10 protein-coding genes and 1 pseudogene are annotated in these 15,234 nt (G+C 68.8%); 8 read left to right on the top strand and 3 right to left on the bottom strand.

Annotated features, from left to right (window positions below):
• Positions 1-400: 400 nt before the first annotated feature.
• The 4 genes and pseudogenes from RN02_RS14850 to RN02_RS14835 all read left to right on the top strand — a co-directional run.
• Positions 401-658: pseudogene (locus RN02_RS14850) on the top strand (site-specific integrase); the annotation flags it as partial.
• Positions 659-786: 128 nt separating this feature from the next.
• Positions 787-1,311, top strand: a complete 525-nt coding sequence (locus tag RN02_RS14845; protein ID WP_043315120.1) for a sigma-70 family RNA polymerase sigma factor — start codon at positions 787-789, stop codon at positions 1,309-1,311.
• A 4-nt stretch (positions 1,312-1,315) separates the two neighbouring features.
• Positions 1,316-2,275, top strand: coding sequence for a FecR domain-containing protein (locus RN02_RS14840; RefSeq protein ID WP_043315119.1), 960 nt, complete (start codon positions 1,316-1,318; stop codon positions 2,273-2,275).
• Between the two features lie 106 nt (positions 2,276-2,381).
• Positions 2,382-4,838, top strand: coding sequence for a TonB-dependent siderophore receptor (locus RN02_RS14835; RefSeq protein WP_043315118.1), 2,457 nt, complete (start codon positions 2,382-2,384; stop codon positions 4,836-4,838).
• 48 nt (positions 4,839-4,886) lie between these two features.
• On the opposite strand, the gene RN02_RS14830 is transcribed toward RN02_RS14835, so the two are convergent.
• The 3 genes from RN02_RS14830 to pvdQ all read right to left on the bottom strand — a co-directional run bounded on the left by RN02_RS14830 (position 4,887) and on the right by pvdQ (position 9,096).
• A complete protein-coding gene (locus RN02_RS14830; protein WP_043315117.1) occupies positions 4,887-6,218 on the bottom strand; it encodes a lysine N(6)-hydroxylase/L-ornithine N(5)-oxygenase family protein in 1,332 nt (443 codons plus the stop codon).
• A 159-nt stretch (positions 6,219-6,377) separates the two neighbouring features.
• Entirely contained in the window at positions 6,378-6,680 is a 303-nt protein-coding gene (locus RN02_RS14825) for a transcriptional repressor (protein WP_043315116.1), read from the bottom strand.
• A 127-nt stretch (positions 6,681-6,807) separates the two neighbouring features.
• Positions 6,808-9,096, bottom strand: coding sequence for a bifunctional acylase PvdQ (gene pvdQ / locus RN02_RS14820; protein WP_082033810.1), 2,289 nt, complete (start codon positions 9,094-9,096; stop codon positions 6,808-6,810).
• Positions 9,097-9,380: 284 nt separating this feature from the next.
• Here pvdQ and RN02_RS14815 point away from each other — a divergent pair, with 284 nt between their 5' ends.
• The 4 genes from RN02_RS14815 (at position 9,381) to RN02_RS14800 (ending at position 15,102) form a co-directional block, all read left to right on the top strand.
• Positions 9,381-10,394, top strand: coding sequence for a FecR family protein (locus RN02_RS14815; RefSeq protein ID WP_043315115.1), 1,014 nt, complete (start codon positions 9,381-9,383; stop codon positions 10,392-10,394).
• Positions 10,395-10,525: 131 nt separating this feature from the next.
• A complete protein-coding gene (locus RN02_RS14810; RefSeq protein WP_043315114.1) occupies positions 10,526-11,698 on the top strand; it encodes an efflux RND transporter periplasmic adaptor subunit in 1,173 nt (390 codons plus the stop codon).
• Positions 11,699-13,678, top strand: a complete 1,980-nt coding sequence (locus RN02_RS14805; protein WP_043315112.1) for a MacB family efflux pump subunit — start codon at positions 11,699-11,701, stop codon at positions 13,676-13,678.
• A gap of 11 nt (positions 13,679-13,689) precedes the next feature.
• A complete protein-coding gene (locus RN02_RS14800; protein ID WP_043315111.1) occupies positions 13,690-15,102 on the top strand; it encodes an efflux transporter outer membrane subunit in 1,413 nt (470 codons plus the stop codon).
• Positions 15,103-15,234 lie beyond the last annotated feature (132 nt).

The following is a 15,234-nucleotide window of genomic DNA, read 5'->3' as shown; positions in this document are numbered from 1 at the left end:
GGCGGGCATCGCATAATGGACATTACGCTAAATCGGCCCCGGAGCTTATCAGCATTGTCCGGAGCCGACTTAACGTAACGTCACGATATTATGCGAAGTCTGGATAAGCCCAGCTGCAGATGGCCCCTGCAGAATTCACCAGGGAAAACCGCTCGTTTGCCCGTCTCGGCATCTTCCCTGAGTCGATCCGTCGATCTGCCATGGCAGCTCCGCTCGAACCGCAGACTCGGCGCTCGATCATTCCACGTTTCCCCAAACGGATTCGCAGGCAACCCATTCGAAGCTGCCAACACCAACGCGACGCTACGTGAAATCTGCGAACCTCGCGGCCAATCCTCGTCACGCTTTTCACGTAAACGCAGCATGCAACGCACGACGACACTCATGCGCCGGACTGCACCTGCAGGCGCTGTTCGACCGCGCGCTGCAACGCATGGCGGCCGAAGGCTGGAGCGACGACGAAGTGGACCAGCTGCGCTCGGTCTCGCTGCACTGGCTGCGCCACACCTCGGCCACCTTCGACGCGCCGCTGCGCGACATGAAGGACCTGCAGGCCGACCTGCGCCACAACAGCCTGAGCACCACGCAGAACACCTACTACAACTCGCTGGACGAACAGCGCGCGCATTCGGTGAAGGGGCTGAAAATCAAGCGCTGATATTCAGGAAAAGCACTCCCCGAGCTCTCAGCAGCATGCTCTTCAACCAGCACGACATATTGCCGGGGTGACCGCGCTACACCTAAAATGATAATAAATCCCATTTGTATCACCGAGCCCCACTCCCCATGTCGAGCCCCGCCCTCAAGCAGCAGGTGAGCAAGATCTACCAGGAGCACCATCGCTGGCTGCAGGGCTGGCTCCGTCCTCGCGTCGATTGCCGCGAACTGGCGGCCGACCTGGTACAGGACGTATTCATCCGGGTGTTGACTGCCGAAGATGCCGCGGCGCGCATCGAAGCCGTGCGCGAGCCCAAGAGCTATCTGGCGACCATCGCCCAGCGCCTGATGATCGACCACTTCCGGCGTGCCCGCCTGGAGCGCGCCTGGCTGCAGGCCCTGGCCGAACAGCCGGAGGCCGTGGAGGTCAGCGAGGAAACCCGGGCCATCCTGCTGGAAACGCTCTGCGAACTCGACGCCATGCTTGCCGGCCTCGGGCCCAAGGTGCGCCAGGCCTTCCTCCTCGCGCAGTTCGACGGCATGCCCTACAAGCGGATCGCCGAACGCCTGGACCTGTCCCTGGCCACGGTCAACCGCTACATCGCCAAGGCGATGCACCAATGCCTGCTGCATCGCCTGCGCACCGGACTCTGACGCCATGAACTCCCTCGATACCCACAAGCTGGCCGCCCTCGAACAGGCCGCTCACTGGTACAGCCTGCTGCGCTGCGAGGATGCCGGCGCCGGATGCCAGGCCGCCTGGCAGGTCTGGCTGGAAGCCTCGCCGGACAACCGCTGGGCCTGGGCCCAGGCGCAGGGGTTGCAACAGCAGTGGTCGGCCATTCCCACTGGCGTGTCCGGCCGCGCCCTGGAGCTGGCCGAGCAGGAACGCCTGGGCGGCCGCCGCCGTGCGCTCAAGGGTTTCGTCCTGCTCGCCGGGGCCTGCGCGCTGGGCTGGGATGGCTATCGCACCGACCAGCAACGGGCCTGGCTTGCCGACTACAGCAGCGCCACCGGCGAGCGGCCGAAACTGACCCTGGCCGATGGCTCGCAACTGCAGCTCAACACCGACAGTGCCGTGGACGTCGTCTATGACACCCGGCAGCGGCTGATCGTACTGCGCCGCGGTGAGTTGTTGCTCAGTACCGCGGCGGACCCCGCCGGCCGCCCCCTGTACGTGCAGACCCCGCAGGGCCGCGTGCAGGCCCTGGGCACGCGCTTCTCGGTGCGCCTGGTCGATGAGAAGGCGCAGGTGGCGGTCTTCGAGCACCGGGTGCGCATAACCCCCGGTCGCGGCCGGGAGGTGCTGCTTTCGGCCGGCGAACAATGCCGTTTCGATGCGTTCGCCGCCAGCCCGGTGCAGCCCCTGGAGGCCGGCCAGGATGCCTGGACGCGCGGCCTGCTGATCGCCAACGACCAGAGCCTGCCGCACTTCCTGCATGAGCTGGGACGCTACCGTGCCGGCTGGTTGCGCTGCGATCCGGCGGTAGCCGACCTGCGGATCAGCGGCACCTTCCCGCTGAACGACACCGACCAGGCCCTGCGTGCGCTGGCCAACAGCCTGCCGGTGCGCATCGAGCGGCGTACGCGCTTCTGGGTCACGGTGACGGCGCGCTGAGGCGAGCGAAAAATATTTTTGCCGCGATGATATTTCTTCTCGTTCTCGTTCGACTCAAGGGCAACGGGCAGATCGCCCGCCAGCCAACCGAAGAGAACACTCAACGATGAAAACACCCTTCCCAGTCCGCCCGCTGTCGGCTGGTATCCGTAGCGCCCTCCTCTGCTCCACCCTCCTCCTGCCCTTGGCCGCGCCCGTGCACGCCGCAGCCGATGAGGGCGCAGTGCGCCAATATCACCTGAGCAAGGGCGACCTGGGCCAGGCGCTGACGCGCTTCGCCGCCGAAGCCGGTATCGTCCTGTCGTTCGACCCGGCGTTGACCCGCGGACACCGCACCGAGGGCCTGGAGGGCAGCTACAACGTGCCCGACGCCCTGGCCCGACTGCTCGCCGGCAGCGACCTGCAAGCGGTGCAGAACGAGGATGGCCACTACACGCTGATGCCCCGCCCGAGCAGCGAGGGCGCGCTGGAAATGGGCGCGACCACGGTGCTCAGCAACCAGTTGGGGACCATCACCGAGGGCAGCGGCTCCTATACCCCCGGCACCATCGCCTCCGCCACGCGCCTGGTATTGTCGCCGCGCGAGACGCCGCAGACGGTGAACGTGATGACCCGCCAGCAGATGGACGACTTCGCCCTCAACAGTATCGACGACGTCATGAAGCGCACCCCCGGCGTCACCGTGCAGAAGCTCGACAGCGAGCGCAGCGCCTACTGGGCGCGCGGTTCGCAGATCACCAACTTCCAGTACGACGGCATCCCCTCCTATCTGGATACCGCCTACGCCGACGGCAAGACCCTCAGCGACATGGCCATCTACGACCGCATCGAGGTGATCAAGGGCGCCACCGGCCTGCTCACCGGCAGCGGTCAGCCCGGCGCGGCCCTGAGCCTGATCCGCAAGCGCCCGACCCGCAGCTTCGCCGGCCACCTGTCGCTGGGCGCCGGCTCCTGGGACAACTACCGCGGCGAGCTGGACGTCGGCGGCCCGCTGACCGAGGAAGGCAACATCCGCGGACGCTTCGTCACGGCCTACCAGGACAAGAACTCCTACCTGGACCGCTACGAGCAGAAGAACTCCACCTACTACGGCATCCTCGAAGCCGACCTGACGCCGAGCACCCTGTTCAGCATCGGCATGGACTACCAGGACACCACCCCCACCGCCTCCAGCTGGGCCGGGGTGCCGCTGTTCTACTCCGACGGTTCCAAGACCGACTTCCCGCGTTCCTTCAACCCCGGCGCCAACTGGAGTTCCTGGGAGCAGTACAACCGCACGGTCTTCGCCACCCTCGAGCACACGCTGGAGAACAACTGGACCCTCAAGCTGCACCTGAACCACCAGGAAAGCGGCTACCACGCCCCGCTGGGCTCCGCCGGCGGCGGCTACCCGGACCCGCTCACCGGCGAAGGCGGCATCCTGTTCCACGGCAAGTACACCGGCGACACCCGCCGCGACTCGGTGGACATGTACGCCTCCGGCCCCTTCGAACTGTTCGGCCGCGAACACGAGGCGGTGTTCGGCTACAACGCCACGCGCTCGGTGACCAAGGGCAACGGCTACTGGGATTACCCCACGCCCTACGACCCGAGCATCCCCAACATCTTCACCTGGAACGGCAAGTTCCCCGAGCCGGACTGGGGCTCCAAGGCCAACCTGAAGAACTACTCGCAGCTGCACCAGTCCGGCTACTACGGCACCGTGCGCCTGAAGCCGACCGACGACCTGGCGCTGATCGCCGGCGCCCGCGTGGCCGACTACCACGACAGCGCCGAGCAGATCTCCGACAGCCAGTACGGCTACTCCGTCACCCCGCAGAGCACCCGCAAGAGCGGCGTGGTGGTGCCCTACCTCGGCGCGGTGTACGACCTGAACGACAACTACTCGGTGTACGCCAGCTACACGGGCATCTTCCAGCCGCAGCAACTGCGCGACATCAACGACAAGCCGCTGGACCCGGAAGAAGGCAAGAGCTACGAGCTGGGCGTGAAGGGCGAGTTCTACGACGGCCGGCTCAACGCCAGCCTCTCGGTGTTCGAGTCGCAGCAGGACAACCTCGCGGTCGAGACCACCGATGTCACCCCTTCCGGCGGCATCGCTTACGACAGCGTCAACGGCACCAGGACCCGCGGCTTCGAGGCGGACATCTCCGGCGAGATCCTCCCAGGCTGGCAGATGCAGGCTGGCTACAGCCACGCGGTCACCCGAGACAAGGACGGCAGCCGCCTGCGCACCCTGAACCCGGACCAGTTGTTCCGCCTGTACACCACCTACCAGTTGCCGGGCGAGCTGAACCAGATCACCGTGGGCGGCGGCGCCAGCTACCAGAGCAAGATCTGGACGGACGTCAGCGACCAGAACTACGAAACGGTGAAATACACCCAGGGCAGCTACTGGCTGGTGGACCTGATGACGCGCTACCAGGTCACAGAGCACCTGTCCGCCACGCTCAACGTCAACAACCTGTTCGACAAGAAGTACTTCAGCAACCTGGGCTTCTACAACACCGGCTACTACGGTGAGCCGCGCAACCTGATGCTCACGACCCGCTACGACTTCTGAGGCGAACCTCCGGGCCGCCAGTGCAGGCGGCCCGGTAATGGAACTGCCTCAGGCAGTCTCGGCCGTCTGCGCAGCAGCCGTGCGCCCGGCCGGCTGTTCTTGCAGGTGCCGGAACAGCGACGCGGAAATCTCCTCGGCGCGGGCCGGCAGGACCGACAGCAGGGTGTCGCTGAGGCCGTGGCTGGCCTGGCTGAAGCCCTGCAGGTAGATGGGCGCGCGCAGTTGCGCGTCGGTCTGCAGGCGGTAGTCGCGGTCGACGCGGAAGTCGCCCAGGTGCGCCTGCAGCGGCGCCAGCAGTTCGCGGTGCGAGTTGCGCTCGTAGCCGGTGGCCAGGATCACCGCGTCGTACTGCTTCTGTTCTACCTCGCCGGTGGCGCTGTCGCGCAGGCTCAGGTGCACGCCGGCGGCGTCGGCGCGCACGCCTTCGACGTGGCGGCGGCAGAGGAAGCCGTGGCGGGCCTGCCCGGAGACCTTCTGGCGGTAGAAGATGGCGTAGATGCGCTCGATCAGGTCGAGGTCGACCACCGAATAGTTGGTGTTGTGGTACTCGGCGATCAGCTTCTCGCGCTCGCTTTCCGGCTCCTGGAACACCAGGTCGGTGTAGTCGGGCGCGAAGATTTCGTTGACGAAGGGGCTGTCGTCGGCCGGCTTGAGCACGGCGGCGCGCAGGATCATGTCGACCTGCACCGAGGGATAGCTGTCGTTGAGGTCGATGAAGGCCTCGGCGGCGCTCTGCCCGCCGCCGACCACGGCGATGCGCATCGGCTCGTGGCGCACGCAGGGCTGCTCGGCCATGCGCTCCAGGTAGCGCGCATGGTGGAACACCCGCGCATCGCCGCGCAGGCTGGCGAAGGCCTGCGGAATGCGCGGCGTGCCGCCGGTGCTGAGGACGATGGAGCGCGCCAGGCGGAAGTTCTCGTGGCCTTCTGCATCACGCGAGACCACCTTGAGCAGGTCGATGCCGTGGGCGCCGGCGACCGGCTCCACGCGCTGCACCTCCTCGCCGTAGCGGGCCTGCTCGGCGAAGTGCCGGGCGACCCAGCGCAGGTAGTCGTTGAACTCCATGCGGCACGGGTAGAAGGTGCCGAGGTTGATGAAGTCCGCCAGGCGCCCCTGGCTGTGCAGGTAGTTGACGAAGCTGTAGGGGCTGGTGGGGTTGCGCAGGCTCACCAGGTCCTTGAGGAAGGAGATCTGCAGTTCGCTTTGCGCCACCAGGGTGTTGCCGTGCCAGCGGTAGTCGCCCTGCTTGTCGAGGAACAGCGCATGGTAGTCGAGGCCCTCGCGTTGCGCCTGCTCCTGCAGCGCGATCGCCAGCGCCAGGTTGGAAGGCCCGAAACCGATGCCGAGAACGTCGTAGGTGGGGGTGATCATCTGGTTCATGCTGCCAATATCCTTAGCCCGTTTGCCAGGAGGCGCGACGGCGGTCCGCCGGCCCATGGGGACGCCGCATCGGCGCCTTGTTTCTGAAAGACGAGACCGCTTTGCGGAAATTTAGAATGCGTCTTATTAGCGTTTTCTGTAGGAATCTCTAACGACGCATCACTGCAGACGGCGAGCTTCGCCCTCTTCGCCCAGCGCCATGGCGAACGAGGGCGCCAGGCGGTAGCGGCGCTGCGCATCGCGCACCAGCACGCCGCTGCGCCCCAGGCTGCGCAGGGTGCTCTGCACGCAGGCCTGGGTGATGGAGTTGGTCGGCTCGCGCAGGCGCTGGTAGAGCTCCTCCACCGTGTAGGCGTCCTGCTCGTGGAAGGCGCTCAACACCACCAGCCGCGGCAGGCTGGTGCGCAGGCCGGCATGGGCCAGAATCCGCCGGGCGGGCTCGCTGGCTCTGGATTGGGTCATTGGCTTCTCCTTGTCCCCCTGGGTCGGGCGCAGCCAGTGCTGCGGGTGCGCCGCCCTCCTCTTGCATGCTCGAATCCGTTGCGCAGGTGCCTGAAGCTCATTGGAAATCATGGGAGCACGCCTCCTTTCATTGCGCCAGGCGCAGCACCTGCAGGCCGGGGTCCGCGTCGATCTGCGCCTCGGTGAAGGGCAGCGGCGACCAGGCCTGGCGCGAGAACAGCCGGGTCTGGTCGGCGTGGTGCGGCGAACGCGGCTCGCTGGCCTGGGAGAAGGCCAGCAGCCCCTTGGCCTGCGGGCCCTCGGCGGTGAAGCTGACCAGCTGGATGTAGCTGCTGCCGCTCACCACCTCCAGATGGTCGCCGTGGGGCACGCTCTGCATGGCGTTGTAGATGCCCAGGTGGCCGTCGCCGCCGGGGATCGGAATCGGCGGCTTGGCCGTGCTGCTGACCTGCACTTCGCCCCAGCGTTGGCGCTGGTCGAGCCCTAGTTCATGCACCTTTTTCGTCGCGGCCAGCAGCGCTTCGCGCACCTGTTTCGCCACTTCGGGCTTGTCCAGGGCGATGCCGCTGGGCGTCTGCAGCGGCCGCGCGGGATCGAACGGCACCTTCCAGGCGCCCTCCAGCGCGTCGAAGTGGGTCATGAAGCGCTGGAAATAGACGAAGCCCGGGCCGGCGTCGAGGTTGGCGCTGCGGTCCCACTTGGCGAGGCTGCCACAAGCGGACGACAGCGCTGCTTCCTGCGCCTGGCGGCACAGTTGCAGCAGGTCGGGCAGCACCAGGTCGGCGGCGTAGACGTGGTTGCCGGTGACCAGCCGTTGCAGCAGCGGCTCGTCGATCGGCCCCTTGCCCTGCAGGGCCTGCAGCGCGAAGCGGGCGCGCAGGCCCAGCGGCTGGTCCTGGCGGCTGGCCAGCGGCGAGAAGCCTTCCAGCGGCGCCGCCGGGTTGGTCATCCAGGCGCTGTCGTTGGAGTTCTGCACGAAGTCGCGGCGCACCAGCGCCGGCAGTTGCGTGGCCGGCTGGATGCCGGGCTGCGCCGCGCCGGGGTCGCGGCTCCAGCCGCAACGCCCGAGGTTGCCCTGCAGCGCCGGCAGGCCCTCGGCGACCAGCGCGGGAATGGCGCAGGCCTGCAGCTGCCCCGGGGTCAGGTTGGGCACCACGGACTGGTTCAGGTAGAGCACGTCGCCGTGTTCGTCGGCGGCCAGGGTATTCACCCAGGGAATGCCCTGCAGGGACTCCACGCGGTGGCGCAGGTCCGCCACATCGCGCGCCTGGTTGATCGAGTACCACTGCTGCAGCACCCGTGTGTTGCCCAGGTTGGCGTCACGCAGGGCATAGGCTTCGCCGGCGCTCCAGTCGAGCTTGCCGGGCCAGACCAGCACCGGGCCGTAGACCGACTCGTAGACGTTGTGCTCGACCGTCTGCAACTGGCCGTCGGCGCCGCGTACCTGGACCTTCACCACGCGCTTCTCCAGCGGCTGCCAGCGCCCGTCCAGGCGGTAGTGTAGCGGGTTCTGCGGGTCCAGCTCCAGGCGGTAGAGGGTGAAGTGGCTGGAGGTGTCCACCGTGTGCGTCCAGGCCAGGTGCCGGTTGAAGCCGATGTTCACCATCGGCAGCCCGGGCAGCGCCGCGCCCATGACGTCGAGCTTGCCGGGGATGCTCAGGTGCAGCTGGTAGAAGCGCATGGCGCCCTGCCAGGGGAAGTGCGGGTTGGCCAGCAGCAGGGCGTGGCCGCTGGCCGAGCGCTCCGCGCCGACGGCGATGGCGTTGCTGCCGCGTTCCAGGCGGAAGCGCTCGCGGCGCTGCTCGGCCAGGCGGAAGCCCTCCGCGCCGGTCAAAGCCGCATTGGCAGCACCCGGCGGCGCCGCGGCTACCACAGCCTGGGCGAACTGGCCGACACCGCCCTCCACCAGCAGGCGACGGGTCAGACGCACCAGGTCGCCGCTGTCGATCGGCTTCAGCCAGGGCTGGCCCAGGCAACTGGCGGTGTCGGCGCTGGCCTCGCGCAGGAAGCGATTGAAGCCCGCGGCATAGCCCTCCAGCAGCTGCGTCACCTCCGCGGACTGGGCCTTGCGGAAGGCCTCCACCGATTCCGGGCGGTTGAGCCAGGTGAAGAAGACGTCCGAGGCGAGGTTGCCGACCTGCGCCGAGGACTCGCCCTCGGCGCCGAAATAGCGCGAACGCTCGCCGCGGGCGGTGACGATCTCGTCGGCCAGCAGGCAGGCGTTGTCGCGGGCGTAGGCGTAGCCGACGCCGAAGCCCAGGCCGCCTTCGTCGGTGGCGCGGATGTGCGGTACGCCGTAGGCGGTCCAGCGGATGTCGGCGGCCAGGGCGGCCGGGCGGGCGCTGTCGGCCTGGGCCTGGGGCAGCAGGCCGAGCAAGGCGCCGGCGAGGCCGGCCACGAGGGTGCGCTTTTGCATCGATTCATCTCTGTACGAGCGCGCCGCGGATGGCGCAGGACGACTGGGAGTCGCGGCCTTCGGCGGCATGAATGCTCCGCCCAGAACGCCGGCATTCAGGGAACGAAGCGCGCCCGGGAAACTTTACCGACGCCCGCCGTAGGCGCCCCGGCAAGGCTGGATCGGGGTGGCTGGCGCCCGGCCGCGGCTTTCCGTAGGATGCGAGCTCTCCTATAATTGCGCCCATCATCCCTCCGCCATGGCGGCGCCGGATCCAGGCGCGGCAAGGTTCAACCGGCCCCCTCATGACTACCCCCCCTTCCCCTTCAAGCGATCCCGTGGCGCAGGCCGCCGCGCACTGGTGCATGCGCCTGCACGAGCCGGACTGCAGCGATGCCGAGCGTGCGCAGTTCCAGCAATGGCTGGAAAGCGACCCGCGGCATGCGGCCAAGTACGCCGAAGTGGAGAAGATCTGGAAGCTCAGCGCGCACCTGCTGGAAGTCCGCCCCACCCCGCGCACTACCGGCCGCCGCCCACCGCTGCCGCGCCCGCCGGCTCAGGCGGGCCGCCGCCGGCGTTCCTGGCGCAAGCAACTGCGCGCCGCCGCCCTCGCCCTGCTGGTACTGCCGGCCGCTGGCTACCTGGGCTGGCTGCAGGGCTGGGTGCCGGACAGCTACCACCGCTACCAGGCCGACACCACCCTGCGCAAAGTGGTGCTGCCCGACGGCAGCGAGGTCGAGCTGAACCTCAATACCCGCCTGTCCTACGCCAATTTCCGCGACGTGCGCCGGGTGGTGCTGGACCAGGGCGAGGCCTACTTCCACGTCAGCCACGACGCCAGCCACCCCTTCGTGGTGCGCGCCGCCAAGGGCAGCATCACCGTCACCGGCACGCGCTTCGACGTGTGGAAGTACCAGGACCAGGTCACCGTGACCGTCACCGAAGGCTCGGTGCGGGTGCGCAGCGAGAAGGACGGCAACGACAGCAGCCTGACCCCCGGCATGCAGGCCAGCTACCGCGCCGGCATGCTCCAGCCCCTGGTGGCCAGCGCCGACCCCGTCCAGGTCCTGGCCTGGCGCGACGGCCGCCTGGTGCTCGACGACCTGTCGCTGGGCGCCGCCCTGCCGCTGATCAACCGCTATCTGGACGCCCCGCTGGTGCTGGCCGACCAGACGGTGGCCAACCTGCGCATCGGCGGCACCTACCGCACGCGCAACCTGCAGGAACTGGTCAATGCCCTGCCCCGGGTGCTGCCGGTCGAGCTACAGCGCCTGGACAACGGCAGCATCCGCATCAGCAGCCGCTACGCGCAGTTGTAACAGCGCGCGAATAAAGCTCCGCCAGCCCTGTCGGCGCTAAATTTCCTTGGGCATCATCCGTCTTCCCGAAAGCGCATGCCTGGCCGCGACCCCGCGGCGGCATGCCTTCCAAGTCCTGGCCGGAACCCCGAATGAAACGCCCCCGTCGTACTGGTCGCACACTGCTGATCGCAGCCCTTCTCGTCTCCCTGCTCACCGTCGCCGCCTGGCAGACCCACCCCTTCGGCGGCGATGACCTGATCACCGCCCCGGTCGCCCGCGGCGACATCGAAAGCAGCGTCACCGCCCTCGGCACCCTGCAGCCACGGCGCTACGTGGACGTCGGCGCCCAGGCATCGGGGCAGATACTCAAACTGCACGTGGAGCCCGGCGACGAGGTCAAGGAAGGCCAGTTGCTGGTGGAGATAGACCCCTCCACCCAGCAGGCGCGGGTCGACGCCGGCCGCTATTCCATCGAGGTGCTCAAGGCGCAGCTGGCCGAGCAGCGCGCCCAGCACCTGCTGGCGCGCCAGCAATACCAGCGCCAGCAGCGCCTGGCCGCCGCCAGCGCCACCCGCGAGGAAGACGTGCAGACCGCCTACGCGCAGGTGCAGGCGACCCAGGCGCGGATAGACATGTACCAGGCGCAGATCCACCAGGCCAAGGCCACCCTGCGCAGCGACGAGGCTGAGCTGGGCTACACGCGCATCTACGCGCCCATGTCCGGCACCGTGGTGGCGGTGGACGCCCGCGAGGGCCAGACGCTCAACGCTCAGCAGCAGACGCCGCTGATCCTGCGCATCGCCAAGCTCTCGCCAATGACCGTCTGGGCCCAGGTCTCCGAGGCCGACATCGGCCGCGTCAAGCCGGGCATGCCGGCCTACTTCACCACCCTCGCCGGCGAGCGGCGGCGCTGGAGCGGCACGGTGCGGCAGATACTCCCGGTGCCGCCCAAGCCGCTGGACCCGAACAACCAGGAAAGCACCGGCAGCAGCTCCGCCAGCGGCTCCAGCGGCAGCGGCCGGGTGGTGCTGTACACGGTGCTGGTGGACGTGGACAACAGCGACCACCAGTTGATGGCGGAAATGACCGCCCAGGTGTTCTTCGTCGCCGCCACCGCCCAGGGCACCCTCACCGCGCCCGTGGCCGCGCTGCATGAAGACGGCCAGGGTGGCCACTACGTCTGGGTGGTCGGGCGCAACGGCAAGCCGGAGAGCCGCAAGGTCGAGACCGGCATCAGCGACCGCCTGCACGTCCAGGTGCTGTCCGGCCTGCAGGAAGGCGAGCGCCTGCTGATGGCCGCCCCGGACAATGGCGAGGGCTGAATGAGCGAAACCCTCCAGGACATCCCGCTGATCGAACTGCGCGACGTACGCAAGCGCTACGGCGGCAACGGCAGCCCCGAGGTCGAGGTGCTGCGCGGCATCTCCCTGAGCATCCACCCCGGCGAGTTCGTCGCCATCGTCGGCGCCTCCGGCTCCGGCAAGTCGACGCTGATGAACATCCTCGGCTGCCTCGACCGCCCCAGCAGCGGCCGCTACCTGTTCGCCGGGCGCGACGTCGCCGAGCTGGACAGCGACGAGCAGGCCTGGCTGCGCCGCGAGGCCTTCGGCTTCGTGTTCCAGGGCTACCACCTGATCCCCTCGGCCTCGGCCCAGGAAAACGTCGAGATGCCGGCCATCTATGCCGGCACCCCGGCCCTGCAACGCCACGGCCGCGCCCGCCAACTGCTCGAGCGCCTGGGCCTGGGCGAGCGCACCGGCAACCGCCCGCAGCAGCTTTCCGGCGGCCAGCAGCAGCGCGTCTCCATCGCCCGCGCCCTGATGAACGGCGGCCACATCATCCTCGCCGACGAACCCACCGGCGCCCTCGACAGCCACAGCGGCGCCGAGGTCATGGCGCTGCTCGACGAGCTGGCCGCCCTGGGCCACGTGGTGATCCTGATCACCCACGACCGCGACGTCGCCGCCCGCGCCAAGCGCGTCATCGAGGTGCTCGACGGCGAGATCGTCAGCGACAGCGCCAATGGCGCGCCGTCGCAACCGGCCACCCCCGGCCTGCGCGCCGAGGAGCTGCGCGAGCGCCTGCAGCAGGGCAGCGCCGAGCCCGCCGGGGCCTGGCGCGCCGAGCTGCTGGAAGCCATCCGCGCGGCCTGGCGGGTGATGTGGCTGAACCGCTTCCGCACCGCCCTCACCCTGCTGGGCATCGTCATCGGCGTGGCTTCGGTGGTGGTGATGCTCGCCGTGGGCGAAGGCAGCAAGCGCCAGGTCATGGCGCAGATGGGCGCCTTCGGCTCCAACATCATCTACCTCAGCGGCTACTCGCCCAACCCGCGCACGCCCATGGGCATCGTCAGCCTGGACGACGTCGCGGCCATCGCCACCCTGCCCCAGGTGAAGATGGCCATGCCGGTGAACGGCGGCGAGCTGGTGGTGCGCCACGGCAGCCTCGACTACCACGCCTACGTCGGCGGCAACAACACCGACTTCCCGGCGATCCTCAACTGGCCGGTGAGCGAAGGCAGCTACTTCACCGAACGCGACGAAGCCAATGCCGCCACGGTCGCGGTGATCGGCGCCAAGGTGCGCGAGAAGCTGTTCGGCGCCGCCAGCCCGATCGGCCGCTACATCCTCATCGAGAACGTGCCCTTCCAGGTGGTCGGCGTGCTGCAGGCCAAGGGCTCCAGCTCCGGCGACCAGGATGCCGACAACCGCATCGCGGTGCCCTACTCCGCCGCCAGCATCCGCCTGTTCGGCACGCGCAACCCGGAATACGTGATCATCGCCGCCGCCGACGCGCGCCGCGTGCACGAGACGGAGAAGGCCATCGACCGCCTGATGCAGCGCCTGCACCGCGGCCAGCGTGACTACGAGCTGACCAACAACGCCGCGCTGATCCAGGCCGAGGCGCACACCCAGAACACCCTGTCGCTGATGCTCGGCTCCATCGCCGCCATCTCGCTGCTGGTGGGCGGCATCGGGGTGATGAACGTGATGCTGATGACCGTGCGCGAACGCACCCGCGAGATCGGCATCCGCATGGCCACCGGCGCGCGGCAGAGCGACATCCTGCGCCAGTTCCTCACCGAGGCCACGCTGCTCTCGGTGGTCGGCGGCCTGGCCGGCGTCGGCATCGCCCTGGGCATCGGCGGCGCGCTGCTGCTGGGCAAGGTAGCGGTGGCCTTCTCCCCGGCGGCCATCCTCGGCGCCTTCGCCTGCGCCCTGGCCACCGGCCTGGTGTTCGGCTTCATGCCGGCGCGCAAGGCCGCCCGCCTCGACCCGGTGGCCGCCCTGGCCAGCCAATGACGGACACCCGAATGAAAGCCCTGAGCCTACTGCCCGCCTGCCTGCTGCTGGGCGCCTGCGCCGGCGCCCCGCAACCCCTCGACAGCGGCATCGCCACCCCGCCTGCCTGGCAGTACGGCGCCGGCGGCGCCCGCCGCGGCGAGCTGCAGCATTGGTGGACGCGCTTCGGCGCCGGCGAGCTGGACGGCCTGGTCCAGCGTGCCCTGGACAACAGCCAGGACCTGGCCGCGGCCATCGCCCGTGTCGACCAGGCCCGCGCCAGCGCGGTGATCGCCGGCGCGCCGCTGCTGCCGGAAGTCAACGCGCAACTGGGCGTCACCCGCGAGAAGCTGCTGCATGGCGCCGGCTACAGCGGCATCGACGCCAGCGAGGACGACGAAGCGGTGGACACCTTCAGCGCCGGCCTCAGCGCCAGCTACGAAGTGGACTTCTGGGGCGGCCGCCGCGCCGCCTACCGCAGCGCGCTGCAAAGCCTCAAGGCCAGCGAATATGACCGCGCCACCGTGGAACTGACATTGGTGGCCGGGGTAGCCGACGCCTACCTGCAGGTGCTCGCCCTGCGCGAACAGCAGCGCATCGCCCGGCTCAACCTGGAGAATGCCGAGCAGGTCCTGGGCCTGGTGCGCAGCCGCCGCGAGGCCGGTTCCGCCACCGAACTGGAAGTGGCCCAGCAGAGCGGCCTGGTGGCCGCCCAGCAGCGCCAGTTGCCGCTGCTGCTGCAACAGGAGCGCGATGCCCAGGTCACCCTGGCCACCCTGATCGGCGAACCGCTGCCGGCCCTGAAACTGGGCGGCCAGCCGTTCGACAGCGTGCGCTGGCCGCAGATCGGCGCCGGCCTGCCCAGCGAACTGCTCACCCGTCGCCCGGACATCGCCCGCGCCGAAGCGCAGCTGGCGGCGGCCCAGGCCGACGTGCAGGTGGCGCGCGCCGCCATGCTGCCGAGCCTGACGCTGACGGCCGACCTGTCCTCCGGCGCCAACCACGCCTCCGACCTGCTGCGCACCTCCTACTACGACCTGGGCGCCAACCTGCTCGCGCCCATCTTCAACCACGGCCGCCTGGGCGCCGAACGCGACCGACGCCTGGCGCTGCAGCGCGAGCTGCTGGAGAACTACCGCAAGGCCATCCTCGGCGCCTTCGCCGACACCGAGCGCTCGCTGAACGGCATCGACGGCATCGACCGCCAGCTGCACTGGCAGCAGCAGGAACTGGAACAGGCGCAGCACGCCTTCGAACTCTCCGACAGCCGCTACCAGGCCGGCGCGGAAACCCTGCTCACGGTGCTGGACACCCAGCGCACCCTCTACCAGGCGCAGGACGCCGCGGTGCAGCTGCGCCTGGCGCGCCTGCAGGCGGCGGTGGGGTTGTTCAAGGCTCTGGGGGGCGGCTGGAGCACTGGCAACGCCCTCTCCCGATTGCCCTGAAGCGCTTTCTGCCGCGTCGGCCTCCAAACAGCTATTGAGCGAAATATCCCTCAACGCAAAGAGAGTTGGCCGGCATTTCATTTAGGCGTCCCTCGATAGATTGCCGCTTTTCCCTGCGAGCCGAGGATGTCC

Origin of the sequence: Pseudomonas sp. PI1 (assembly GCF_000812405.1) — a bacterium.
GTDB lineage: Bacteria > Pseudomonadota > Gammaproteobacteria > Pseudomonadales > Pseudomonadaceae > Pseudomonas > Pseudomonas citronellolis.
This window is presented reverse-complemented; position numbering and strand designations above follow the sequence as displayed.